The organism is Ruegeria sp. D4, assembly GCF_056534475.1.
In genome coordinates, this window is sequence record NZ_JBQFPJ010000001.1 from 260,230 (window position 1) to 283,320 (window position 23,091).

Sequence of the window (23,091 nt, forward strand, 5' to 3'; positions counted from 1 at the left end):
GGGCGGGCTGGCCCGCCCTGGTCGCAATGATCTTGTGTCCGGAGCGGAGTTTTCAGCTCAGTCGCCGCGCAGCAGTGCGGCAACGCCAGTACGGGCGATCTCCAAAAGGCCCAGAGGACGCATCAGATCGGCGAAGGCGTCGATCTTGTCCGGGGCGCCGGTGATCTCGAAGATGAAGGAATTCAGCGTGCTGTCGACCACGTTGGCACGGAAGATGTCCGCCAGACGCAGCGCTTCGACCCGCTTGTCGCCTTCGCCCACAACCTTGATGATCGCCAGTTCACGCTCGACCGAGGGACCTTCGACGGTCAGGTCATGCACGTCATGGACGGTAACGATCCGACCCAGCTGCGCCTTGATCTGCTCGATCACCTGCGGCGTGCCGGTGGTGACGATGGTGATACGGCTGAGATGGCCGGTATGATCCACCTCGGCCACTGTCAGGCTTTCGATGTTGTAACCGCGGCCCGAGAACAGTCCGATCACGCGGGCCAGAACACCCGGTTCGTTCTCGACCAAAACGGCGATCGTATGCTGTTCCTGCACGTCCGAGAAAGTCGGGCGTAGGTTATAGGCCGAATGGCGGTTCGCGCCTTTTTTGATATGTAGGGCAGACATTTATGTCCCTTTCGTCATCACATAGTGCCGGGCACAAGAGGCGCCCGACAAAATTTGTCGATTTTTGTCAGACCAGAACCGAGCCTTTGGAGTCGATGACGCCCTGCGTTTCGGCCTCGCCCAGCAGCATCTCATTGTGCGCCTTGCCCGACGGAATCATGGGGAAGCAGTTCTCGTGCTTTTCAACCAGACAGTCGAAGATCACCGGGCCGTCATAGTTGATCATCTCCATGATCGCATCATCCAGATCGGCCGGGTCAGTGCACAGGATGCCCTTGGCTCCGAAAGCTTCGGCGAGTTTGACGAAATCGGGCAGCGCTTCGGACCACGAATGGGAATAGCGTTCGCCATGCAGCAATTCCTGCCACTGACGCACCATGCCAAGACGTTCGTTGTTCAGGATGAACTGTTTCACCGGCAGACGATACTGCGCTGCGGTGCCCATTTCCTGCATGTTCATCAACCACGAGGCCTCTCCGGCAACGTTGATGACCAACGCGTCAGGATGTGCCATCTGTACGCCGATCGAGGCCGGGAAACCGTAGCCCATCGTACCCAGACCGCCAGACGTCATCCAGCGGTTGGGGTCTTCGAACCCAAGATACTGCGCGGCCCACATCTGATGCTGGCCCACTTCGGTTGTGATGTAACGGTCGTGGTCCTTCGTCAGTTCTTCCAGCCGTTGCAGCGCGTATTGCGGCTTGATGGTCTTTTCGCTGTTGGTATAGGCGAGGCAGTTGACCTTGCGCCACTCATCGACCTGAGCCTGCCATTTCTTGACGGCAGCGGCATTGGTTTTGCGCCCGCGGGCTTTCCAGACTTTCAGAATGTCCTCAAGAACATGGGCGACGTCGCCAACAATCGGGATGTCCACACGGATCACCTTGTTGATCGACGAAGGATCAATGTCGATATGGGCTTTTTTCGACTTGGGCGAGAACGCATCGATCCGACCGGTAATCCGGTCGTCGAACCGCGCGCCGATATTGATCATCAGATCGCAATCGTGCATCGCTAGATTGGCTTCATAAAGACCATGCATGCCCAGCATACCCAGCCAGTTCTTACCCGACGCCGGATAGGCACCCAAACCCATCAGGGTTGAAGTGATCGGAAAGCCCGTCGCATCCACCAGTTCGCGCAGCAATTGGCTGGCGGCAGGGCCCGAGTTAATCACGCCGCCGCCGGTATAGAACACGGGCTTTTTCGCGGTTTCCATTGCCGCGACAAGTTCGGTGATCTCTTCCAGATCACCTTTCAGCACCGGTTGGTAATGCGAAGTCGAGGGCTTGGGCGGGCTGTATTCGCCCGAGGCGAACTGCACGTCCTTCGGGATGTCGATCAGCACCGGACCGGGGCGGCCCGACTTGGCGACGTGAAAGGCCTCGTGCATGGTCGCGGCCAGCGAATCCGTATCCTTGACCAGCCAGTTATGCTTGGTGCAGGGGCGGGTGATGCCAACGGTGTCGGCCTCCTGAAAGGCGTCCGAGCCGATCATGAATGTGGGAACCTGACCGGTCAGGACAACGATCGGGATCGAGTCCAGCAATGCATCCGTCAGACCCGTTACCGCGTTTGTGGCACCGGGGCCGGACGTCACCAGCGCAACGCCGGGCTTCCCGGTCGAGCGGGCATAGCCTTCGGCGGCATGAACCGCGCCCTGTTCGTGACGTACCAGGATGTGGCGAATGTCGTTTTGCAGAAAGATCTCATCATAGATCGGTAGCACGGCGCCGCCGGGGTATCCGAATACTGTGTCCACGCCCTGATCCTTGAGGGCCTGAACCACCATCTTTGCGCCGGTCATCTCACGTGTCATCTGCTTTGCTCCGTTCGCGACATGTGTCTTGCGTTTGACAAAAAAAAGCCCCCGAGAGTGTCGGAGGCGCATGGGTTCGATTATGGTTTACCGTTACCGGCCCATGCGCGTGGTTCCTACGATTACGACTAGCGTTTTCATCGCCAGAGGCTCCTTCTTTGCGTGGGGGGACATTATGAGCGGGGGGAAGGGGCGTCAACAGGCAAATGTGCCAATTTTCTATCTCAGGGCGCGGTTTTTGCGACATTTTGTTGCGCAGATTGCCGCATGCCCGGAATTTCCGTGAAATTGGGCCGGTTGGGGTCAATCCTTGCCATGTCAGCAGTGGTCTAATTGCGTCAGCCCCATGTCTGAAATTGACATGAGAGGTGCAATTGTCTGGGTCACGCTGAACCCAGGTCAACAGTTTCAGGAGGCGAACCATGCTACAGGATTTGGTGGATCTGGGACGGTATCCGATCGACCGGCCGGACTCGCGCGCCTATGATCAGATGATCGCCGATCTGCGGCGGGATCTGGACAGGGACGGATGCGCGGTTTTGCCCGGGTTTGTGCATCAGGCGGGGCTGGACCTGCTGGTGCGCGAAGCCGATGCGGTCGCCCCCCAGGCACATCGCTCGTTCAACCGGACAAACGCCTATTTCACCAAGGACGATCCCCGGTTCGGGATCGGCCATCCGATACGACGTTTCTATGACCGATCAAACGCGTTTGTTCCGGCGGACAATTTCCCGGATTCCGGCCCCTTGCGCCGGATTTACGAATATGAAGGCTTCATGCCGTTCGTGCGGGATGCGCTTGACGAGTCCGAGGACCGGTTCTTCCGCTACGACGATCCCCTGGCGGACGTGATTATCAACGTGGTCGAGGAGGGGCAGGGCTTTCCGTGGCACTTCGATACCAACAATTTCACCGTTACGCTTGCCATCCAGAACGGCGAAACCGGCGGAACATTTGAATATGTGCCCAATTTGCGCACGGCAGAAGACGAGAATTTCAGCCAGGTGGCCTCGATACTGGATGGCAACCGGGCGCAGGTACGTGAACTGGAACTTCAGCCGGGGGATCTGCAGATATTCAAGGGGCGGTATGCGCTGCATCGGGTTGCTCCGGTCAAGGGCCCGCGCAACCGCTACGTCGGGATATTCTCGTTTGTCGAGACGGCAGGAATGTGCGGCGGGGTCGAAAGGACCCGGCAACTTTACGGTCGCGTATTACCACATCACTATGAACGAGAAGGGAATCGGCGAGATCAGTTGCTGGATTGACCCCACATCGGGATTTGGGAACCCGTGATCTATCGGCCGAAAGGAGCCTCATGCCGCGAATTTTGCAACTGACACCATTCGTTTTGTGTTCTTCGTTAGATGCCCAGATCCGCTTCTACACCGAACGACTTGGGTTTACCTGCAATTTCAGGCAGGACAATTATGCATTCCTGAGGCACGGAGCCGTCGCGATCCGCCTTTTGCAATGCCCGCAACGCGATGATGGCCGCCCTTTGGGCGATGATCAGTCCTTTTACATCGATGTCGAGGGCATCGACGATCTGTTCGAAAGCCTGCGTGCGGGATTGGCCGACCTGCCAGCGGGCCGCGTGCGCCCACCGTTTGACCAGCCCTATGAGCAGCGCGAATTCCACGTGATAGATGAAGACGGGACACTGGTTTTCTTTGGTGAGGACATCAGAGAGAGACCGCAGGGATAAACCCTCCCGCCCATCGTCAATACGCCTTTGGCGCATCTCCTCTCGTTGGGGCGGGCAGCGCTGCGCGCGTATCAAAAGCCGGGGCTTGTCCCCTGCAACATGCCATGTTCCAGCGCATAACGGGTCAGACCGGCAGTCGATGAGATGCCGAGTTTGCGCTTGATGTTCTTGCGGTGCGTTTCGACGGTGCGCACGGAAATATCCAGCGCATGCGCGACGTCCTTGTTCGATTTACCTTGCGCAAGTTCCAGCAGGATCGTCTGTTCCCGCCCGGTCAGCGCTTCGCGTGCGTTGTCGCCTTTTGGTTTCAGCGACCCGCTGGCCCCGGTGCACAGATATTGTTCGCCCTTCATCACCGCGTCGATGGCATGTTTTATCTCATCGGTCGGGACGTCTTTTAGGATGTATCCTTTCGCGCCATGACTCAGGGCGGTCGAAATGTACTCGGGGCTGTCATGCATGGACAGGATCAGGATACGAATGTCGGGCAGGCGTTCCAGAATGATTTCAGTGGCGCTGAGCCCGCCCATGCCCGGCATGTTGAGATCCATCAGAACAACGTCCGGGTTCAACCGCGCAGCCTGATCCACTGCGTCCTGCCCGCTGCCGAGGGTTCCGACGACTTCGATCCCGTCATAGCTTTCGAGGATGGACTGGATGCCTTCGGCGACCATGGGATGGTCATCAACGATAAGGACTCGGATTGTTTGCTCGGTCATGTCCCGGACTTTCGGTTCGGTGTCGCGTCGTCCTGAGGGGACAAGAGGTGGCTGAGGGGCAGGTCGACGTCTATTACGGTTCCGCTTTGCGCGCCGCGTGATGACAGAATGCGCAGCGATCCGTCAAGCTGTTCGATACGCTCCTGCATATTACGCAATCCAATCCCGGCACTGGACTGGTCCGGCCCGGTGCGAAGGCCGCAGCCATTGTCGGTGATGCGCATGGTCGCACCCTTCTTGTGCCCGCGCAGGTCGATTGTAACACGGGTCGCCCCGGAGTGACGTTCGATGTTGGTCAGTGCCTCCTGTGCGATACGGTAGAGCGCGATCTTGCTGTCCTGATCCAGTCGATTTCGGAAAACGACTGTGGTGAATTCGGTTTCAATCCCGGTGCGCTCGGCAAAATCGTCGGTCAGCGCCTTGAGGGCAGGGCCAAGGCCCAGATCGTCCAGTACTCCGGGACGCAGGTCCCGGCTGATGCGGCGGACTTCGGTGATGGCAGAGCCCAGGTTGTCGATCCCCTTGTCGAGCGGGTCCCGGGCACCGTCATCATCACCGCGAAGCAGACGTCGGCGCGCATTGTCCAGCGCGTATCGAACACCGACCAGAATCTGGCTGATCCCGTCATGCAACTCGCGCGCCACGCGGCCCCGTTCTTCCTCTTGCGCGTCAAACACGCGTTGGGTCAGCTCTTTCAGCTTGGCGTCCGCCAGCCGCCGCTCGCGGAAATTTAGCAACATGCCCGATGCGAACACGATCAGTACCGCCGCCAGAACAATGCCGCCGATATACATGAATGTTCGTCGCACCCTCGCTTCGACCTCGGCCCTTGCGTTGGCGACCGTGGCGACGATGTCATCGATAAAAACGCCGGTGCCGACAACCCAGCGCCAGTCCTGCAGTCCGACCACATAGGCTATCATTTGCGCTTCTTCCCCGGTCGAGGGCTTTTGCCACATGAAACTGTGCCAGCCTGCGCCCTGGCGGGCCATGCGGATGAACTCATCCACGACAGGGGTGCCGTCACTGTCGGTCAGGCCGACCCAGTTGCGGTTGATGAACTCGGTCTGGCGCGGACTGACCAGGTTGTTGCCGTCATAGTCATAAACAAAGAAGAACCCGTCCTTGCCATAGATCATCGCTGCCAGGATTTGCGTCACAAGACTTTTAGCCGTGTCATCATCAGGCTCGGCGCGACCATAGATGTAGGCAAATCCGTTGCGGGCCTGTGTGACGTAGTTGCGCAGTTCTTCCTTTTTGGCCTCGATCAGGCGCCGCTCAAGCGCCTGTATCTCGCTTTCGGCAGTTGCGCGCGATTCATAAGCGACGACCAAAGCAATCGCGGCCACTGCCAAAACCAGAGGAATTGCCGCAACAAGCGACAGCTTTTGCGCATAGGTGAGTGAGACCAGATGTCGAAGCCCTGCCATGTTCGAATCGATACGCAAGCCCGGCCGGAAAAGCAAAAGGATTGCGGGGACGGAAAATCAGATTTGGCGGAAATTCAGCGGAACGGGCCTGATAAGCACGGTATTTGCATCTGGCGAGATGAAAAAAACTGATCGTCTACGTAGTACTTGGTATTCACATTCCCGCGACGACATTTAGGCTGACGCGCACCGAAAACGACTGACCCGGCTGTCGCCGGGTTTTTGAATATGTAGGGGAGGAACACTCATATGGATCGTCGTTCATTTCTGAAAACATCTGCACTGGGCGGCTCGGCAGCTGCAGCCACCACGCTGGCGGCACCGGCTTACGCGCAGGGCAAGCGCACGCTGACCATGGTGACTTCGTGGGGTCGTGGTCTGGCTGGTGTTTTCGACAGCGCCCAGCGTTGCGCCGACAGCATCACGGCCATGTCGGATGGCAATCTGACCGTTGACATCAAAGCTGCAGGCGAACTGGTTGGCGCGTTCGAGGTGTTTGACGCGGTATCGTCAGGTCAGGCCGACATGTACCACGCCGCTGACTACTATTTCGTTGGTCAGCACCCGGGCTATGCCTTCTTTACCGCTGTTCCGTTCGGCATGACCGCGCAGGAAATGGTGAACTGGTACTACCAGGATGGCGGCATGGAGCTGCATGACGAACTGGGTCAGATCTTTGGTCTGAAGTCGTTCCTGGCCGGTAACACCGGTGCACAGGCGGGCGGCTGGTTCTCGAAAGAGATCAACAGCCCCGAAGATTTCAACGGTCTGAAGTTCCGCATGCCCGGTCTGGGCGGTAAAGCACTGGGTAAACTGGGCGCTTCGGTTCAGAACATTCCGGGTTCGGAAGTGTATCAGGCGCTGTCCTCGGGCGCGATTGACGGAACCGAGTGGATCGGTCCGTGGGCCGACGAAAAGGCCGGTTTCCAGGAAATCACCAAGGTTTACTACACCGCCGGCTTCCATGAACCGAATGCGGGCCTGTCGCTGGCAACCAACCGCGACGTGTTCGAAAGCCTGACACCCGCCCAGCAGAAGATCATCGAGATCGCTGCAGGCGAATGTCACCAGTGGAACCTGTCGCAGTTCCTGGCCAACAACGGTGCAGCACTGCAGCGTCTGCAGTCGGGTGGCGTCAAGGTCATGGAATTCCCTGACAGCGTCTGGGATGCATTTGGCCAAGCCAGCCAGGAAGTGCTGGACGAGAACATGAGCGACGAGCTGTTCAAGAAGATCCACGACAGCGCGGTTGCTTCGTCGACCGCGTCTTCGGCATGGCTCAACCTGTCGTCGGGCGTCTACACCTCGCAGCGCGACCGCGTCCGCGGCTAACATCCGGCTCACACTCACATGGTTCCCCCGCACACGCGGGGGAACCTTTCCTGTTGCACATGCACGGTGATTTCAAACCGGCTATAATAACAAGTGCAACTGACGCGACCTGGGGACAACATGCAGGACGAAAACGGTATCTCGTTCTTCGGCGCCCTGTGGAATGGACTGGTGTGGTTCATTCAGAACATTGCCGAAGCCTTCTATAATTTCGGATACGCCATCACGCATCCGCAGCTCTGGCTGAACTGGTCGGACAAAGAGGCGATCATGCGCTTTGTCTACTACGGCGGGTCGGTCGAGTTCTTCTTTGTGGTTTTCACCATCTTTCTGGTTCTGACGGCCGTTGGGCTGTATTTCAGGAACTTTATGTGGGGGATGGTGCGCGGTCTCGAAGGGTTCGCCAACACCACTGGCCGGTTCTTTGCCTGGGCCGGTCTGCTGATGGTCATCCAGCAGATCGTCATCGTTTTCATGCAGCGCGTGTTCGCGCGTCCCGACATGGCATTTGGTTTCGGCATTCCGATCCAGATGGACATCAGTTGGTATGCTGAAGAGCTTAAACTTTATAACGCCATGGTCGTATGCCTGTGCTGCACCTACACATTTGTGCAGGGCGGTCATGTGCGCGTTGACCTGATTTATGCCGGGATCAGTTACCGGGCCAAGCGTGTGGTCGATATGCTGGGGTCGGTCCTGTTCATGATGCCGATGGCGGTACTGACCTGGATGTACGGCTGGTACTTCATGTGGCGGCACCTGATCGTGCCGAAACCATCGGCCAGCGACACGCTGGACAGGCTGGTCATGAAATCCCGCGCGATGCGTTGGAACGTCGAAACCATCGGTTTCAGCCCCAATGGTTTCAATGGCTACTTCCTGTTCAAAATTCTGCTGATTGCCTTTGCAGCAATGGTGTTTCTGCACGCGATTGCATTCCTGTACCGGTCTTACCTGGAATTTGTGGAAGGGCCGGAAAGCGAAGGAAAATACCTCGACAAGGACAGCCTTGGTGAGGGTGAAGAAGCCTACGAAGGCGCACATTAAGGACGGAGACCAAGACAATGCTATTCGGACTTGATGGCGTCGAGATAGGCCTCATTATCGTATTCTTCTGCCTTTTCGGAGGCATTCTGAGCGGCTTTCCGGTGGCCTTCGCCATCGGTGGGGCCGGGGTGATCTCGTTCGGGATCATCGCGGCTCTGGACAGCGCCGGGTTGCTGATCCATCAGGCAATCGACACCGGGTCACAAGCCTATCGGGACGTCGTGAATTCGGGTGTCAAACCTGATGTGATCTCGGTGTTTCGATATCCGGACTTGCCCACGATTGCGGAACCGGTCTTTACCGCAGGCTGGGAAACAGCGCTGGACCGGAACGTATCCTTCATCGTGAACCGGATGAATGAGCGTGTTCTGGCGGGGCAGTCGATTGAAACCCTTCTGGCCGTTTTGATGTTCGTGCTGATGGGCATCACCCTGGAACGCTCGAAGATCGCGAACGACCTGCTGACCACCATGGCCCGTGTCTTTGGTCCGCTGCCCGGTGGTCTGGCCGTTTCGATCGTGGTCGTGGGTGCGTTTCTGGCTGCCTCGACCGGTATCGTGGGCGCGACCGTTGTGACCATGGGTCTGCTGGCGTTGCCCACAATGCTGCGCAACAACTACTCGCCGGAACTGGCGACCGGTGTGATCGCCGCCTCGGGAACGCTGGGGCAGATCATTCCGCCCTCCATCGTGATCGTTCTGCTGGGCACGCTGGCGGGTGATCTGTATTCCACCGCACAGGAAACCCGGGCGGTTGAGGCTGGATGTACCGACGCGCTGACCTATCTGGGTGAGCCTGCTGTAGTTTCGGTGGGTACGCTGTTTCAGGCGGCATTGCTGCCGGGGATCATGCTCGCGTTGCTCTACGCGCTTTATGCCTTTGGCTACGCTCTGCTCAACCCGGAAAAGGCGCCCGCGGTCGAGATGTCCGGCGGTGGCGGTGAACCAATCACGCGCGCCGAGGGTCTGACATGGCTGTTGGGTGCTCCGGTGGCATTGATCGCCGGTGCCTTTCTGCTGAGCAGTGTTGGCGTTATCGGAAGCCAGAATATCACTGTCTCCGGGTTTTCGGATATCGGGCAGGGTGCTTCACTGCGGACCAGCGTGTCGGCCGAATGCCAGGCTTCGATGATCGAGTTGCATGGTCAGGAAGCATGGGATCAGGCCGTCGCCGAGCAAGAGGCGATTGACGCTGCCGGTGGTGTATCCGAGGCGCAGCGGCTGAGCGAGGAAGAACTGGCCGCCGCGCAGGAAGCCAAGATCGCTGCCGCAGCGCCGATCGGAACCGGCGTTGCAATTGTCGTGGTACTGTTGGGCCTGACGCTGGTGCTGGGCCGCGGCATCGCGCCGTCCCGTCCCGTGCAGCCCTTGATCGTGGGTGGGATTGGCTTGTTGCTGATGCTGCTGGTCGATGTGCTGCTGGTTGCGCCAACGACCACGTCAGGGGCCACGTTCGTGCTGTTGGCGTTGCCATTTGCGCTGGCCATCTATGGCTGCAAGGAGGCCGCCGCGCGCTGCGCGACCAATGATCTGATCCGCGTGGTGTTCCCGCCGCTGGTTCTGATCATCGCCGTTCTCGGCTCGATCCTTGGTGGTGTGACCAACCCGACACCGGCAGCCGCGCTGGGGGCTGGTGGTGCGATCATGCTGGCTGCATACCGCAAGCTGAAGGATCAGGAACGGTCGGGCAATATCATCATCTGGTCGACCTTTGCCGTGATCATCTGCTTGCTGCTTGGGGTGAATTTCGACCTTAGGATCAATCAGGGCGGTGTCACCGCTGAGACCTGGGTCGCCTTCTTCCTGGCCTACGGCACCTATCTTTTCGCTTTGTTCGGGTTGCTGTTCGGATGCTGGGTGTTGTTCTCCAGCGGCGTTCTGACACCTGTGGTGCGGGAAACCGCAAAAGTGACCTCGATGGTGTTCACGATCCTGATCGGCTCGCAATTGCTGAACCTGGTGGTGATCTCGTTCGGGGGCGAGCACTATATCCAGCAATTCCTCAAGAGTTTCGACAACGAGTTCACGGTCTTCCTGATCGTGATGCTGGTGCTGTTCATCCTTGGGTTCGTGCTGGATTTCCTGGAAATCATCTACATCGTGATCCCGATCGTGGGCCCAGTGATCTATGGCGGGTCGTTCGATCCGAAATGGGTGACGATCATGGTGGCGGTGAACCTGCAGACCTCGTTCCTGACACCGCCATTTGGGTTTGCGCTGTTCTACCTGAGGGGCGTCGCGCCCAAAGAGGTGACAACAGGTCATATCTATCGTGGGATCGTTCCGTTTGTCCTAATTCAGGTCGTGGGCATCGGAATCCTGTGGTTCTTCCCATCGATTGTAACCATTGTGCCGGATCTGATCCCGAATTGATCAAAGACTGACAAAATGAAAAGGGGGCCTTCGGGCCCCCTTTGCTTTGAACTTGGTAGGAAGGGGCCAGCCCCTTCCTGGCCTTTGGCCGGTTCATCCCCGGGATATTTTCAGCCAGATGAAGATACGGATCAGGTGAACTGGATCAGGTCCCAGCGATTGCCGAACGGATCGCACCAGACGGCGACGGTGCCATAGGGTTCGTGGCGGGGGTCCTCTTCGAAATGGACACCGTTTTCACGCATTGCGGTGTGGTCGCGTTGGAAGTTGTCAGTTTCCAGAAAAAAGCCGACACGGCCGCCTGTTTGATTGCCGATGGCGGCCTTTTGGTCGGGACCGTCAGCCTGTGCGAGCAAAAGCGATGCGCCTCCGGAACCCGGTGGCGCAACACGAACCCATCGCTTGCCTTCGCCAAGCGCAATATCCTGCAACAGCGCAAAATTCAGTGTTTCGGTATAGAATGCAATCGCCTCGTCATAATCCGGAACCACCAGCGTGACGGCGTGCAGGTTTTGGTGCATGGATGCTTTTCAGCCTTTGGTCGGGTGGCGGTCAGGCAGCTGGATATTGGCGACTTGTTCCGCAATCGGAGCTGTAGACAATGGATGATGCTGTGCGTCAGGCAGGCCATCAGGATCCCGGATAGGTTTCCATTCGTTTTGAATATACGCTTCCAGACCCGAGAACCGGGCCTTGTATCCCATTTTGGGACTGCCCGGAACCCAGTAGCCCAGGTATACGTAAGGCAGGCCAGCCTCGCGCGCGATATCGATATGATCGAGGATCATGTAGGTGCCAAGCGAGTTGGACGGTTGGGCGGGGTCGTAAAAGGAATAAACCATGCTCAGCCCGTCATCGAGCACATCTGTCAGGCTGACAGCGATCAGATCGCCGGTTTTGGGGTCAGCATATTCAACCACGCGACTGCGGATCGGCGTTTCCTCGATCATCGCGGCGAACTCGAAAACGTCCATGTCCGCCATACCGCCATCGGCGTGGCGGGTATCGAGATAGCGGCGAAACAGCTCGTACTGTTCGTCCGTCGCCCAGGGGGAATTGGCGCGGCGCTCCAGACCCTCATTGCGTTTTGCGGCGCGTCTCTGGCTTTTGTTGGGTTGAAAGGCCGACACGTCGATCCGGGCGGACAGGCAGGCGGCGCAGTCCGTGCATGATGGGCGATAGAGTACATTCTGAGAGCGGCGAAAACCCTGTTGGGACAACGAGTTATTCAACTGATCGGCGCCATCACCCTGAAGGGCGGTGAACAATTTACGCTCCATCCTGCCCTCAAGATAAGGACAGGGCTGTGGTGCCGTCACATAGAATTGTGGCGCTATTGGCAGCGTGTGTCGCATGAAAGTCCCGTGTTTCCCGCAACGCGATGATAGCAACGCTTCCGCGAGCCGCCAAGTGATTCAAGGCGTCGGTTCTTTTACGCCCGCTGGTTGATCATGACGGTTCCAAGGAACGCGTCGGTCAGCCCCTGGCAGCGGGAACTGGTCAGCATCATGATGACAGAGATGATCTGGATCACGAAGAATGCCATGCTGACGAAATAGCCGGCGGTATGGGCCAGTGCTTTGCCGGTATCCATCCGGGCACCGAAGGCATCGCGCAATTCAATGTTCATGAAGCGCATTCCCAGCGTCGCGGATCCGTTAGAGATGGTGACAACCCGGTACACAAAGCTGATGACCCCGTAGATCAGGGGCAGGAAGAAAACGCCCATTCCAAATGTCAGGAAGACCGGGACGATGCAAAGAAGCGAGATGAAGGCGATGTCGAAAAGCCATGCGACAAAACGTTTGGTCGCCACGGACTGATAGAATTCAGGCTGGCGGTCGGGATCGGGCAGGTGGGTCATTAAAGGAATTCCGGGAGGTTATGCAGGTGTACCCTGTCCCGAATGACGGGACAGGGCAAGGCTGGATCAGGCGCGCTCGCCGTTTTCCGGCTCATCATGGTTTTCGCGGGCGCGTTCATCCATGAACTGGTCGAATTCGGCCTTGTCCTTAGCTTCGCGCAGGCGATGCAGAAATGCTTCGAAATCTGCCTGTTCACGCTCCAGTCGGGCCAGCGTGTCGGCCTTGTAGGCGTCAAATGCGCTGTTGCCCGAAGGTTTCATGGCGCTCATGTGGCTGTGCCAGGTTTTGCGGCGGCTGCAGGATTTGCTGAACATACGTTTGCTCCAGATCATGTAGGCCAGAAGGGCCAGGCCAATCGGCCAGAAAATGATGAAACCAAGCACCATGACGGCGATCCAGGCGCCTTTGCCTTTGTCGTCAAGCCAGGCCTCGGAACGGTGCAGCCATCCCGGGTTTTGGGGAGTGGCGTGGTCGGACAATGCGGTCATTTCAGGTCTCCGGGGTTGATGTAAATCGTCTTCACATCACCAAGATGGGAGCGGTAAAACCGGGTTGCAAGGGGTAATGTGAAAAAGATTTACATTTTGGCAATTTCCTCAACTGCGGTTGACGCAGGGGCGTCACGCGCGCAGGTTCCGGCTATGGATGACCGCGAATACAAATCCGCCCCGACATTGGAAGAAATCCTTTCGCTTGAACGCCAGGTCTGGACGGCGCTGGTCGAGGGGGACGCGACGGCTGACCGGGCCTTGTTGAGCCCGGATTTCTTAGGCGTATACCCAACGGGCTTTGCGAACCGTGACGCTCATGTCGGGCAGTTCGCGGATGCGCCGACGATGGCCAGTTTTGAACTCGGCGATGCGAGGCTCCGGGTTTTGACGGAGGACATCGTATTGCTGAGTTATCGCGCTGACTACACGCGCCCGAATTCGAAGATGAAAGAGGCGATGTTGATTTCATCTCTTTGGGAAAGGCGGCACGGCGTTTGGGTGAACAGTTTCAGTCAGGACACGCCTTTGACCGGAGAGTGACCGGATTGTCTCATTGACGTTGCTCAACGGTGATGCGCAACCTGCGCGCATGACAGATGCACTTGCCATTATTCGCGCACCGCTTGCCTATGATCCCGTTTTGGGGGCCGAGACGCGGGCGTTGGTGCCCGATCTGACCAGCGAACAAGGTGATCTGATCGCCGGAACAGCCGGTTCCAGTCCTTATCTGAAAAGCCTTGTTGAACGAGAGGCCGAATGGCTGTCGGGCGCATTGCACCACCCTGATCAGGCGCTGGCAGATGTGATGGATACCGCCCGTGCTTTGCCGCCGGATCAGTTGAAACCGGGGCTGCGGCAGGCCAAGCGGCGCGTGGCCTTGCTGACCGCGCTTGCTGATCTGTCCGGGGCCTGGCCTCTGGAAAAAGTGACCGCAGCGCTGACCGATTTTGGTGCGCTGGCAGCGGATGTCGCCGCCAAGGCGGAAATCGCGGCTCTGATCAGACGCGGTAAACTGCCGGGAATGACCGAGGAAGATGTTGTAAACGCTGCGGGAATGGTCATCCTGGCTATGGGCAAGATGGGTGCGCACGAACTGAATTACAGTTCGGACATCGATCTGATCGTCTTGTTCGACGAGACACGTTTCGAACCGGATGATTTCTATGACGCGCGGCAAAGCATGGTGCGCGCGACCCGCAATTTCTGCGCCACGCTGAGCGAGAAAACCGCTGATGGCTATGTCTTCCGCACCGATCTGCGCCTGCGTCCCGACCCGGCCGTAACACCGGTCTGCTTGGCGATGGAAGCGGCTGAACGGTACTATGAAAGCCTGGGTCGCACATGGGAACGCGCCGCCTATATCAAGGCGCGCCCCTGCGCGGGCGATATTGCCGCCGGAGACAGGTTTCTTGACGCGCTGCGCCCATTTGTCTGGCGCCGCCATCTGGACTTTGCAGCGATTCAGGACGCCCACGACATGCGCTTGCGCATTCGGGAAAACAAGGGGACCGGCGGCACGCTGACCATTCCCGGCCATGACATGAAACTGGGGCAGGGTGGCATTCGGGAAATCGAGTTCTTCACCCAGACACGCCAGTTGATTGCGGGTGGCCGCGACCCGGATCTGCGGCTGCGCGCAACGGTTCCGGGGTTGGCGGCGCTGGCGAACAAGGGGTGGGTGCCGCAGGACGTTTCAGAAAAGCTCAGCGATCATTACCGTGCTCATCGCGAGGTTGAGCACCGCATCCAGATGATTCACGACGCCCAGACCCACAAGGTTCCGAAATCCGAAGACGGAATTGAACGCGTCGCCTGCCTGATGGGGATCAGCAGCGTCGCGTTGCAATCGGACCTGACCCGCAGGCTGACCGAAGTACATGAACTGACCGAAGGGTTTTTCGCCCCGGGGCATGGCCAACGGCCGACCTCGGTAGAAAGCGTAGAATTTGACAAGAACGTTTTAGCCCGCTGGCCGACTTACCCCGCTTTGCGCTCGCAGCGCGGCGCACGGATATTCGAACGCCTGAAGCCCGAATTGCTCTCGCGTCTGGCCAAGACAGCCCAGCCCGACGAGGCGTTGCAGGCGCTTGATGGGTTTCTGGCCGGATTGCCCGCCGGGGTTCAGTTGTTTTCCCTGTTCGAAGCCAACCCGCAACTGATCGACCTGCTGATCGATATTGTCGGTACTTCGCACGCACTGGCCACGCATCTGTCGCGCAACGCTTCGGTTTTTGATGCCGTTATTGGCGGCAGTTTCTTTGCCGATTGGCCCGGGCAGGCCGCGCTTGAGGCTGAGTTGACGCAGGCGTTGTCTGGTGAGGACGATTATGAATCCCGGCTGGATCTGGCACGGCGCTGGTGCAAGGAATGGCATTTCCGCATCGGTGTACACCACCTGCGCGGATTGATTGACGGTGTAGAGGCCGGGCGGCAATACGCCGAACTGGCTCATGCCGTGATCGCCGCAATCCTGCCCTGCGTGGCCGAACAGTTTGCCCGCAAACATGGTCCGGCGCCGGGGCGCGGGGCCGTGGTTCTGGGCATGGGCTCGCTAGGGGCGGGGCAGATCAACTCGCAATCCGATCTGGACATGATTGTCATCTATGATCCGCTGGATCAGGATATGTCGGACGGGCCGCGTCCGTTGGGCACGCGTCCGTATTTTGCCCGATTTACACAGGCCCTGATCACCGCCTTGTCTGCACCGATGTCGCAAGGACGGCTTTACGAGGTCGACATGCGCCTGCGCCCCTCCGGCAATCAGGGTCCGGTGGCTACAAGCTGGGCCAGTTTTACCAATTACCAGAAAAATGAGGCCTGGGTGTGGGAACATCTGGCGCTGACCCGTGCCCGCGTCGTGGGCGGTGACGCGGACCTTGGCGATGCGATCGAAACCTTCCGCGCAGATTTCATGGCGCAGCCGCGCGATCGGGACAAGATCTTGCGGGAGGTCGCCGAAATGCGGGAACGGCTTGCCGCCGCAAAATCGCCGGCTGGTATCTGGGATGCCAAGAACGGCCCGGGGCGGATGATGGATATCGAACTGATGGCCGAAACCGGAGCGTTGCTGGCCGGCATTCCCCAACGCGACGTGCATTCCGGGCTGGATGGCGCGGTCGCTGCCGGGTTGCTGGATGTCGCGCAGGCACAATCCCTGAAGGACTGTTACGACCTATGCTGGTCGGTACAATGCGCTGCGCGACTGCTGTCGGGCAAAGTGATCGAGGCAGATCAGATCGGCGAAGGCGGCACCGCCTTCCTTTGCCGGGCCACCGGATTTGACCAGGTCAGCCAGTTGCAGAACGCGCTGCAGGAAAGCTACGATACGGCCGCCCGGCTGATCGGGATGGTGATGCAAGGGGAAGACGATGGGCCGAAACTCTGATCCAAACGATCACAAGGGTCTGATACTCGAAGCCTATCGCATAGACGGCATCACTTTGCCCGAATGCCGCAGTATCTTTCTGGACTGGGCGCTCAGCTTGCCTGCGGATCGTGATCAGACGCAGGCCCTGACCGAGTTGCACGCGGCTTATGCAACTGAAAATGCTGAACATCCTATGACGAAGGTACTGCGTGAGGGGCTTCAAACCGCTCAGGCTCCGAAGCGGCGCGGCGGCTGGCGCGGGCGCGACAGGTAAACAAGGGGTTTCGCAGGCCCGCGTTCGCCACTAAGAGGGCGTCATGACCCAGCCTGCTGAAACAGATCGCCCTTCCATCCGTCTGAAACCCAAGGCCAATGCGCGCGGTCTGCGCCATGGTTTTCCCTGGGTTTATGCCAATGACATCGTCACCGACCGCCGCACGCGAAAAATCCCGGCTGGTTCGCTTGCCGTTCTGGAAGATGACAAACGGGCGCCGATAGCGCTAGTGGCGGTCAACCCGGATTCAAAAATCATGTGCCGCGTTCTCGATCGCGATCTGAACGCACGGCTTGATGCAGCGTGGTTCGAAACTCGCCTGACACGGGCGCTGGAGATGCGCGAGCGTTTGTACGACGCACCCTATTACCGCCTCGTGCATGCCGAGGCTGACGGATTCCCCGGTGTCATCATCGATCGTTTTGGTGACGCCTGCGTGATCCAGCCCAACGCCGCTTGGGCCGAAGCTCATCTGGACAGGCTGACCGATGCGCTGGTCAAGGTGACCGGGGTTTCCACGGTGCTCAAGAATGCCTCTGGTCGTACGCGCGGGCTGGAAGGGCTGGATGATGTGAACATGACCCTGCGCGGTACGGCCCCGGATGCTCCGTTGCCCGTTCCGATGAATGGCGCGACCTACATGGCCGATCTGACGGGCGGCCAGAAAACCGGTCTGTTCTACGATCAGCGCCCAAATCACGCCTTTGCCGCCAGACTGGTGCACCCCGGTGCTCAGGTACTGGACGTGTTCAGCCATGTGGGCGGCTTCGGTCTGGCGATGTTGGCGGGCGGCGCTGCTGGTGCGCTATCCGTGGATGGATCTGCGGCAGCGCTGGATCTGGCGACCAAGGGGGCTGCGGCCTCGGGCTTTTCCGACCGCTTCAGCACGCGGCAGGGTGATGCGTTCGATGTTTTGACCCAGTTGGGCGATGAAGGAGCCCGCTTTGACGTTGTGGTCTGCGACCCCCCGGCATTTGTACCTTCGAAACAAGCGCTTGATGCCGGTTTGCGGGCCTATGAACGTATTGCGCGTCTGGCCGCCCCGCTGGTCAAACCCGACGGGTATCTGGGCTTGTGCTCCTGTTCTCACGCGGCGGATCTGGGCCGCTTCAGGGACGCATCCGCCCGCGGGATCGGGCGGGCCGGGCGGCGGGCGCAACTGATCCACACAGGTTTCGCCGGTTCCGACCACCCGCAGCTGCCGCAACTGGCCGAAAGCGGCTACCTCAAAGCGGTGTTCTTCCGGTTGTGAAGGCGGTTCTGGACACCTGCGTCATCTACCCCACGGTGATGCGAGAGATGCTGCTGGGCGCGGCCCGTCTGGGCCATTTCGCACCTGTCTGGTCGGACCGTATCCTCGAGGAATGGGCCCGTGCCGCGCGCAAGCTGGGCCCCGACGGTGAAATGCAGGCCCGCGCCGAAATCGCTTTGACACAGACGCAATGGCCGGGCGCAGCAAAGTCAGCGGCTCCGGGTATCGAAAACCGTCTGTGGTTGCCTGATGCTGCGGACATCCACGTGCTGGCAACAGCAATCGCCAGTTCCGCTGATGTGATTGTCACGGTAAACGCCAAGGATTTTCCAGGGAACCTTCTGGCCGAAGAGGGACTTGACCGCGTCGACCCCGATACATTTCTGTATGGTTTCTGGACTACCGACCCCAACGGAATGGCCCAAAACGCCGCGCGCGTTCTGGCCGAAGCCAACCGTCTGTCCGGCGATCAATGGACCTTGCGCGCGCTCATGAAAAAAGCCCGCCTGCCGCGTCTGGGCAAAGCGCTGCATACGACTTCTGTTTGAAAGTCCCTCGGAGAGCGAAAGGGGCGGCGCCCCCAAGTTCCGACCCTATGCGTTTGATCCCCAACGCTGTTCAAGGACTTCCAGCGCCGCAATCCGCTCATCTGTCTTCGGATGGCTCATCAACCAGGCCGGAACGACACCGGCGCGCTGCTGGGTCAGGCCTTCCAGCTTGTGAAACAGTGATTTCTGCGGGCCAATTCCGATCCCTGCCTTGGTCAGAAGCGCAGCGGCATACTCATCCGCCTCATACTCATCGCCACGCGACAGTCGCGATGCCAGCAGATGCGTCAGCATATTGGCAATCCAGGCACCGATGAAGGGAATGAACCGGTTCAGCAGCATCATCAGCGCTGCGCGCAAAGCGTTCTGCCCGGAAAAGTCGATCATCCGCCGCCGTGCATGTCCAAGCGCAACATGGCCCAGCTCATGAGCGATGACACTGGCCATTTCTTCGGCGGAAACCTCTCCGTTTGCGAATTTCCGGTAAAAGCCGCGTGTGATGAAGATGCGGCCATCCGGCGAGGCCAGCCCGTTAACCGGATCAATCTCGTAAATATAGACCGGCACCCGATCCACATTCAAAGCGGCAGCCAGCCGGTCGGTCATCCGCTTCAGTGCCGGGTCTGCCAGCTCGGTCGATTTGGCATCCAGTTCCCGATGCGTGCGCCAGACCGAGATGCGATACATCACGACGGCATAGGCTATGGCCAGCAGGATCGGGGTCAGACGAAGCATAGTTCAGATATGGGCGTGCAGGCCGGTCAGGGCAACCTGAATTCTCGGATTGAACGCTTGTTTTGATCTGGGCATTTGAACTCAGGTTTCGACCAGATTGTAGTGCTTTATCAATCTGCTTTCGACCAGTTCAGCCTCGGCGGCGTCGATATGCGGGCTGGCGTAATCTTCCCCGACAAAGGCTTTCAGGGCGTCCAAACTCTTCCTCTTTGCCAGGGCGTGCTACAACCTGAAAGATGCGAATGATCATTTTCGTGTACCTCTCCGACATGGTGAGAATGGTACATCATAACATGGTGCGCCTTGCGCCCGGCTCCCCTGACGTTACCGCGTCAGTTCGCGCATCCCTTGCTCCAGTCCAGCCAGTGTCATCGGCACCATGCGATCCTCGAAAATCTCCCGGATCATTCCGATCGAGTGAGTGTATTCCCAGTATTTCTCGGGGACCGGATTGATCCACAGGTTCGATGTCCACTGCTCGCGCGCGCGTTGCAGCCAGACCTGACCGGCCTCTTTGTTCCAATGCTCGTTCGCGCCACCGGGATAGGCGATCTCGTAAGGGCTCATCGAAGCGTCGCCGACAAAGATACACTTGTAGTCCGGACCATAGGTGCGCAGCACTTCGTGGGTCGGTGTCTGTTGATCCCAACGGCGGCGATTGTCGCGCCAGACGCCTTCATAGAGGCAGTTGTGGAAATAGTAGTATTCAAGATGCTTGAACTCGGTCCGGGCGGCCGAGAACAGCTCCTCGACCACCTTGATATGCGGGTCCATCGAACCGCCCACGTCCAGAAACAGCAGCACTTTTACGGCGTTGTGACGTTCAGGCCGAGTTTTGACATCCAGATAGCCGTGTTCTGCCGTGGCCCGGATGGTTCCGTCCAGATCCAGTTCTTCGGCAGCCCCTTCACGGGCCCAGCGACGCAGGCGTTTCAGTGCCACTTTGATGTTGCGCGTGCCCAGTTCAACTGTGTCGTCTAAGTTTTTGAATTCACGCTTATCCCAGACCTTGACCGCGCGCTGATGGCGGCTTTCCTTCTGACCGATCCGTACGCCTTCGGGGTTGTAGCCATAGGCGCCGAACGGCGAGGTTCCGGCGGTGCCGATCCACTTGTTGCCGCCTTGGTGGCGGCCTTGCTGCTCCTTCAGACGCTCGCGCAGCGTCTCCATCAGCTTTTCAAACCCGCCCAGAGCCTCGATTTCGGCCTTTTCCTCGTCACTAAGGTGCTTTTCAGCCATCTTGGCAAGCCATTCGGCGGGGATATCGACCGCCTCCAGCACCTGATCGAAACTGATTTCGTTCAGTCCTTCGAAGCTGGCGGCAAAGGCCCGGTCGAATTTGTCGATGTTGCGTTCGTCCTTCACCATCGACACGCGGGCGAGGTAATAGAAGGCCTCGACATCATAGGTGGCAAGCCCTTTTTTCATCCCTTCCAGAAACGTCAGATACTCGCGCAGAGACACCGGAATGCCTGCTTTGCGAAGGTTTTCGAAGAAGGGCAGAAACATCGGATCAGGCTACCAGACGAACCAGGATCAGGGACATCACCAAACCTGCCAATGCGAACGCGATGCCGTATCCGGCGGCGTATTGTGCAATGTCCGCCCCGGACCCATTGCGTTTTCGCGCGGTCAGCGCCCCCAGAATTGCGCCCAGAACCGCCATGCCCAGAACCACTACCATTCGCCTGTCATCCGTTGTTTTCAGTGTTGGCGTTCGTCGCGGCGACTTCCTGAGTCACAGAACGCATTACCAGATCCGAGCCGAAGCCGTATCTTGCCCACCCAAGACTGTCCAGCCTGACGGCGCGTGCCTGTTCCGGGCGACCGGTCTGATTGAGAGCCTCGGATTTCAACAGCAGCAGCGTGGCTAGGATCGAGGCGTTTTCGGCCTTTGTCATGACATCAATCGCGTTGTCCAGTTGAGGCAGAACCTCCGGCCCTCTGCCTTGTGCCAGCGAATAGGCAGCAGTCTGTGTGGTGACATGCGCTCTATGGACTTCAGTGCCGGGGGTCTGCATCAGATATTGCATGGCAATGTCGTACTGACGTTTCGCTTCCAGCGGGTCATCGAACTGGGCCATGCGGCCCAACAGATAGTGTGGGTAAGCGCGGCGATGATCTGTCCAGCCGCGCGCTTTTCCGATCCGCGCTGCGTTCTCGGCTGCCCGGACCTGTCTGGACGAGCCCTGACCCGGCCCAAGCGCCTTCTGTATCGCAACAATCCACTCGCGCGGCGTTTCCGAAACGGGTTGCTTCGGCAATCTGTCACCGCGTGGGTTCAGGCGGCTCAGAACTCCGGGCAGGGCGGCCGCGACCTGTTCAGGGGTCATGCCGTTGCGCAGTTCGGGCGCGTAGGCGGTGCGCAGGATCAGCATGTCAAAGCCGGTCAGGACGGTGTGGATATTGTCGTCGTTGAAAACCGAATCCGGCAGGTGATACAGGTCATTCAGCGGCCCCAGCGCTTGCGCCAGTTCCTCGTGAAGGCAGTCGCGCATTTCCTGTGGGCTAACGTCGTATGGGATGAAAATCCCCAGACGTTCGCGCTTGCGCAATTCGGTCCAGTTGCTTTTGCGTTTACGCCGGTCGCGGCGGTATTCTTCAAAACTGGATGCGTTTGGCACCACAAAACAGGCGGCATTGGGCAAGATGCTGTGGATTTGTTTCTGACCAACCGCCTCGATGGTAATGTTGGCCTGACCGTCCCTGATCTGACGGATGTCGATCCCGGCTTCACGTTGCAGGCGGGTCAGCAACCTGGTCAGATCGCGTTGCATGCTGGCGGTCGGAGTGCCGGTCAACCGGACAGTGACCGGACCTTCAAAGCGCGTGAACATGGGCAGAACCGCGCCGGATTCCAGTGCGAAATGCAGCGACATAAAATCAGCAGCGATGTTTCCGTTCGAGCGCGCGGGCGGCATCGGATAAGATCTTGTGAACATCTTTGCCGGGGGCAGCACGCTTTCCACCGCTTGCACCCGGGTCGGGGGTTCCGTCGTTTTGACAGACGCACAGCCCGCCAATGCGGCCGCCAGACAAAGAGCAACCCATCGCATCATGGACGCTGATACCTGATAAACGGAGTCTGCTTTCCAATGCGGTCGTAGAGTTTTCGGGCAGTATGATTGAAACCCTGGGTCAACCAGTAGACTGACGGCGCACCTTGGCGATCCGCCTCGTCATAGACCGCCTGGATTAGTGCCCGCCCGACACCCGTGCCGCGCGCTTCGGGGCGTGTGAACAGATCCTGCAGATAGCAAACCTGTTCAACCTTCCAGGCGTGGCGGTGAAACAGGAAATGAGTCAGCCCGATCAGTTGCCCGTCCAGTTCGGCAACGAAACAGGAAAAATCACTTGGGTCATCTCCCAGAAGACGGGAAAAGGTCGTGTCATAGACGTCGTCCGGAACCGATGTTTCGTAGAACGCCAGGTAGTCGCGCCACATGTCGGACCACTGATCCCGGTCCTCGTTACGCAAGGGGCGAACTGTTGGAGCGTCGGGCATCTGTTGCAG

At 58.7% G+C, this 23,091-nt stretch carries 23 protein-coding genes; 10 read left to right on the forward strand and 13 right to left on the reverse strand.

Annotated elements, in window-relative coordinates:
• Nucleotides 1–57: 57 nt before the first annotated feature.
• A complete protein-coding gene (gene ilvN, locus ACR0MI_RS01300) occupies nucleotides 58–618 on the reverse strand; it encodes an acetolactate synthase small subunit (RefSeq protein ID WP_170610415.1) in 561 nt (186 codons plus the stop codon).
• Nucleotides 619–685: 67 nt separating this feature from the next.
• Nucleotides 686–2,437, reverse strand: coding sequence for an acetolactate synthase 3 large subunit (locus ACR0MI_RS01305; protein ID WP_170610417.1), 1,752 nt, complete (start codon nucleotides 2,435–2,437; stop codon nucleotides 686–688).
• Between the two features lie 422 nt (nucleotides 2,438–2,859).
• On the opposite strand from ACR0MI_RS01305, the gene ACR0MI_RS01310 reads away from it, so the two are divergent.
• Both ACR0MI_RS01310 and ACR0MI_RS01315 read left to right on the forward strand, forming a co-directional pair.
• Nucleotides 2,860–3,705, forward strand: a complete 846-nt coding sequence (locus ACR0MI_RS01310; protein WP_170610419.1) for a HalD/BesD family halogenase — start codon at nucleotides 2,860–2,862, stop codon at nucleotides 3,703–3,705.
• 50 nt (nucleotides 3,706–3,755) lie between these two features.
• Nucleotides 3,756–4,145, forward strand: a complete 390-nt coding sequence (locus tag ACR0MI_RS01315) for a bleomycin resistance protein (RefSeq protein ID WP_170815606.1) — start codon at nucleotides 3,756–3,758, stop codon at nucleotides 4,143–4,145.
• Between the two features lie 71 nt (nucleotides 4,146–4,216).
• Here ACR0MI_RS01315 and ACR0MI_RS01320 read toward each other — a convergent pair whose 3' ends face one another.
• Both ACR0MI_RS01320 and ACR0MI_RS01325 read right to left on the reverse strand, forming a co-directional pair.
• Nucleotides 4,217–4,864 carry a response regulator transcription factor gene (locus tag ACR0MI_RS01320; RefSeq protein ID WP_170610423.1) on the reverse strand — a complete coding sequence of 216 codons (648 nt, stop codon included), beginning with the start codon at nucleotides 4,862–4,864 and terminating at the stop codon, nucleotides 4,217–4,219.
• Nucleotides 4,861–6,294 (reverse strand): cache domain-containing protein, encoded by a 1,434-nt coding sequence (locus tag ACR0MI_RS01325; RefSeq protein WP_480853438.1) that lies wholly within the window; start codon nucleotides 6,292–6,294, stop codon nucleotides 4,861–4,863. Before ACR0MI_RS01325 ends, ACR0MI_RS01320 begins: the two co-directional genes overlap by 4 nt.
• A gap of 249 nt (nucleotides 6,295–6,543) precedes the next feature.
• Here ACR0MI_RS01325 and ACR0MI_RS01330 point away from each other — a divergent pair, with 249 nt between their 5' ends.
• The 3 genes from ACR0MI_RS01330 to ACR0MI_RS01340 all read left to right on the forward strand — a co-directional run bounded on the left by ACR0MI_RS01330 (nucleotide 6,544) and on the right by ACR0MI_RS01340 (nucleotide 11,045).
• Nucleotides 6,544–7,626 (forward strand): TRAP transporter substrate-binding protein, encoded by a 1,083-nt coding sequence (locus tag ACR0MI_RS01330; RefSeq protein WP_170610429.1) that lies wholly within the window; start codon nucleotides 6,544–6,546, stop codon nucleotides 7,624–7,626.
• A 120-nt stretch (nucleotides 7,627–7,746) separates the two neighbouring features.
• Complete coding sequence (locus ACR0MI_RS01335) at nucleotides 7,747–8,673, forward strand: TRAP transporter small permease subunit (RefSeq protein ID WP_170610432.1); 927 nt, start codon at nucleotides 7,747–7,749, stop codon at nucleotides 8,671–8,673.
• 17 nt (nucleotides 8,674–8,690) lie between these two features.
• Nucleotides 8,691–11,045 carry a TRAP transporter large permease subunit gene (locus ACR0MI_RS01340; protein WP_170610435.1) on the forward strand — a complete coding sequence of 785 codons (2,355 nt, stop codon included), beginning with the start codon at nucleotides 8,691–8,693 and terminating at the stop codon, nucleotides 11,043–11,045.
• A gap of 131 nt (nucleotides 11,046–11,176) precedes the next feature.
• Here the strand turns inward: ACR0MI_RS01340 and ACR0MI_RS01345 are convergent, their stop codons facing one another.
• The 4 genes from ACR0MI_RS01345 to ACR0MI_RS01360 all read right to left on the reverse strand — a co-directional run bounded on the left by ACR0MI_RS01345 (nucleotide 11,177) and on the right by ACR0MI_RS01360 (nucleotide 13,398).
• Nucleotides 11,177–11,566, reverse strand: a complete 390-nt coding sequence (locus ACR0MI_RS01345) for a VOC family protein (protein ID WP_170610438.1) — start codon at nucleotides 11,564–11,566, stop codon at nucleotides 11,177–11,179.
• A 9-nt stretch (nucleotides 11,567–11,575) separates the two neighbouring features.
• Complete coding sequence (locus ACR0MI_RS01350; RefSeq protein ID WP_170610441.1) at nucleotides 11,576–12,400, reverse strand: arginyltransferase; 825 nt, start codon at nucleotides 12,398–12,400, stop codon at nucleotides 11,576–11,578.
• Between the two features lie 77 nt (nucleotides 12,401–12,477).
• Nucleotides 12,478–12,909, reverse strand: a complete 432-nt coding sequence (locus tag ACR0MI_RS01355) for an RDD family protein (protein WP_170610445.1) — start codon at nucleotides 12,907–12,909, stop codon at nucleotides 12,478–12,480.
• A gap of 66 nt (nucleotides 12,910–12,975) precedes the next feature.
• Nucleotides 12,976–13,398 (reverse strand): DUF2852 domain-containing protein, encoded by a 423-nt coding sequence (locus tag ACR0MI_RS01360; RefSeq protein ID WP_170619150.1) that lies wholly within the window; start codon nucleotides 13,396–13,398, stop codon nucleotides 12,976–12,978.
• Between the two features lie 78 nt (nucleotides 13,399–13,476).
• Between ACR0MI_RS01360 and ACR0MI_RS01365 the strand changes: the two genes are divergently transcribed.
• Genes ACR0MI_RS01365 through ACR0MI_RS01385 form a run of 5 tightly spaced genes read left to right on the forward strand, consistent with a single transcriptional unit; the run spans nucleotide 13,477 to nucleotide 18,842 of the window.
• Complete coding sequence (locus tag ACR0MI_RS01365) at nucleotides 13,477–13,941, forward strand: DUF4440 domain-containing protein (protein WP_480440397.1); 465 nt, start codon at nucleotides 13,477–13,479, stop codon at nucleotides 13,939–13,941.
• Between the two features lie 49 nt (nucleotides 13,942–13,990).
• Nucleotides 13,991–16,786, forward strand: a complete 2,796-nt coding sequence (locus ACR0MI_RS01370; protein ID WP_170816579.1) for a [protein-PII] uridylyltransferase family protein — start codon at nucleotides 13,991–13,993, stop codon at nucleotides 16,784–16,786.
• On the forward strand, nucleotides 16,770–17,042 hold the full coding sequence (locus tag ACR0MI_RS01375; RefSeq protein WP_170610450.1) for a hypothetical protein: 273 nt from the start codon (nucleotides 16,770–16,772) through the stop codon (nucleotides 17,040–17,042). Before ACR0MI_RS01370 ends, ACR0MI_RS01375 begins: the two co-directional genes overlap by 17 nt.
• A 43-nt stretch (nucleotides 17,043–17,085) precedes the next feature.
• Nucleotides 17,086–18,294 (forward strand): RSP_2647 family RNA methyltransferase, encoded by a 1,209-nt coding sequence (locus ACR0MI_RS01380; protein WP_170610452.1) that lies wholly within the window; start codon nucleotides 17,086–17,088, stop codon nucleotides 18,292–18,294.
• Nucleotides 18,291–18,842 carry an RSP_2648 family PIN domain-containing protein gene (locus ACR0MI_RS01385; RefSeq protein ID WP_170610454.1) on the forward strand — a complete coding sequence of 184 codons (552 nt, stop codon included), beginning with the start codon at nucleotides 18,291–18,293 and terminating at the stop codon, nucleotides 18,840–18,842. Before ACR0MI_RS01380 ends, ACR0MI_RS01385 begins: the two co-directional genes overlap by 4 nt.
• Nucleotides 18,843–18,887: 45 nt before the next feature.
• Here the strand turns inward: ACR0MI_RS01385 and ACR0MI_RS01390 are convergent, their stop codons facing one another.
• The 5 genes from ACR0MI_RS01390 to ACR0MI_RS01410 all read right to left on the reverse strand — a co-directional run bounded on the left by ACR0MI_RS01390 (nucleotide 18,888) and on the right by ACR0MI_RS01410 (nucleotide 23,082).
• Nucleotides 18,888–19,577, reverse strand: coding sequence for a M48 family metallopeptidase (locus ACR0MI_RS01390; protein ID WP_170610457.1), 690 nt, complete (start codon nucleotides 19,575–19,577; stop codon nucleotides 18,888–18,890).
• A 324-nt stretch (nucleotides 19,578–19,901) separates the two neighbouring features.
• The gene (locus tag ACR0MI_RS01395) at nucleotides 19,902–21,086 is read right to left on the reverse strand and encodes a vWA domain-containing protein (RefSeq protein ID WP_170610459.1); all 1,185 of its coding nucleotides are present in this window, start codon (nucleotides 21,084–21,086) and stop codon (nucleotides 19,902–19,904) included.
• Nucleotides 21,087–21,090: 4 nt separating this feature from the next.
• The gene (locus tag ACR0MI_RS01400) at nucleotides 21,091–21,261 is read right to left on the reverse strand and encodes a hypothetical protein (protein ID WP_170610462.1); all 171 of its coding nucleotides are present in this window, start codon (nucleotides 21,259–21,261) and stop codon (nucleotides 21,091–21,093) included.
• Between the two features lie 7 nt (nucleotides 21,262–21,268).
• The gene (locus tag ACR0MI_RS01405) at nucleotides 21,269–22,636 is read right to left on the reverse strand and encodes a DUF2927 domain-containing protein (RefSeq protein ID WP_480853447.1); all 1,368 of its coding nucleotides are present in this window, start codon (nucleotides 22,634–22,636) and stop codon (nucleotides 21,269–21,271) included.
• Entirely contained in the window at nucleotides 22,633–23,082 is a 450-nt protein-coding gene (locus tag ACR0MI_RS01410) for a GNAT family N-acetyltransferase (protein ID WP_170610465.1), read from the reverse strand. Before ACR0MI_RS01410 ends, ACR0MI_RS01405 begins: the two co-directional genes overlap by 4 nt.
• Nucleotides 23,083–23,091: the final 9 nt, after the last annotated feature.

Bases quoted from the DNA above. Each gene is read 5' to 3' on its own strand.
- ACR0MI_RS01340 (WP_170610435.1), top strand. From the start codon at position 8,691: ATGCTATTCGGACTTGATGGCGTCGAGATAGGCCTCATTATCGTATTC.
- ACR0MI_RS01380 (WP_170610452.1), top strand. From the start codon at position 17,086: ATGACCCAGCCTGCTGAAACAGATCGCCCTTCCATCCGTCTGAAACCC.
- ACR0MI_RS01330 (WP_170610429.1), top strand. From the start codon at position 6,544: ATGGATCGTCGTTCATTTCTGAAAACATCTGCACTGGGCGGCTCGGCA.
- ACR0MI_RS01400 (WP_170610462.1), bottom strand. From the start codon at position 21,261: ATGGTAGTGGTTCTGGGCATGGCGGTTCTGGGCGCAATTCTGGGGGCG.
- ACR0MI_RS01350 (WP_170610441.1), bottom strand. From the start codon at position 12,400: ATGCGACACACGCTGCCAATAGCGCCACAATTCTATGTGACGGCACCA.
- ACR0MI_RS01310 (WP_170610419.1), top strand. From the start codon at position 2,860: ATGCTACAGGATTTGGTGGATCTGGGACGGTATCCGATCGACCGGCCG.
- ACR0MI_RS01390 (WP_170610457.1), bottom strand. From the start codon at position 19,577: ATGCTTCGTCTGACCCCGATCCTGCTGGCCATAGCCTATGCCGTCGTG.
- ACR0MI_RS01305 (WP_170610417.1), bottom strand. From the start codon at position 2,437: ATGACACGTGAGATGACCGGCGCAAAGATGGTGGTTCAGGCCCTCAAG.
- ACR0MI_RS01375 (WP_170610450.1), top strand. From the start codon at position 16,770: ATGGGCCGAAACTCTGATCCAAACGATCACAAGGGTCTGATACTCGAA.
- ACR0MI_RS01395 (WP_170610459.1), bottom strand. From the start codon at position 21,086: ATGTTTCTGCCCTTCTTCGAAAACCTTCGCAAAGCAGGCATTCCGGTG.
- ACR0MI_RS01345 (WP_170610438.1), bottom strand. From the start codon at position 11,566: ATGCACCAAAACCTGCACGCCGTCACGCTGGTGGTTCCGGATTATGAC.
- ACR0MI_RS01335 (WP_170610432.1), top strand. From the start codon at position 7,747: ATGCAGGACGAAAACGGTATCTCGTTCTTCGGCGCCCTGTGGAATGGA.
- ACR0MI_RS01405 (WP_480853447.1), bottom strand. From the start codon at position 22,636: ATGATGCGATGGGTTGCTCTTTGTCTGGCGGCCGCATTGGCGGGCTGT.
- ACR0MI_RS01355 (WP_170610445.1), bottom strand. From the start codon at position 12,909: ATGACCCACCTGCCCGATCCCGACCGCCAGCCTGAATTCTATCAGTCC.
- ilvN (WP_170610415.1), bottom strand. From the start codon at position 618: ATGTCTGCCCTACATATCAAAAAAGGCGCGAACCGCCATTCGGCCTAT.
- ACR0MI_RS01315 (WP_170815606.1), top strand. From the start codon at position 3,756: ATGCCGCGAATTTTGCAACTGACACCATTCGTTTTGTGTTCTTCGTTA.
- ACR0MI_RS01325 (WP_480853438.1), bottom strand. From the start codon at position 6,294: ATGGCAGGGCTTCGACATCTGGTCTCACTCACCTATGCGCAAAAGCTG.
- ACR0MI_RS01410 (WP_170610465.1), bottom strand. From the start codon at position 23,082: ATGCCCGACGCTCCAACAGTTCGCCCCTTGCGTAACGAGGACCGGGAT.
- ACR0MI_RS01360 (WP_170619150.1), bottom strand. From the start codon at position 13,398: ATGACCGCATTGTCCGACCACGCCACTCCCCAAAACCCGGGATGGCTG.
- ACR0MI_RS01320 (WP_170610423.1), bottom strand. From the start codon at position 4,864: ATGACCGAGCAAACAATCCGAGTCCTTATCGTTGATGACCATCCCATG.
- ACR0MI_RS01370 (WP_170816579.1), top strand. From the start codon at position 13,991: ATGACAGATGCACTTGCCATTATTCGCGCACCGCTTGCCTATGATCCC.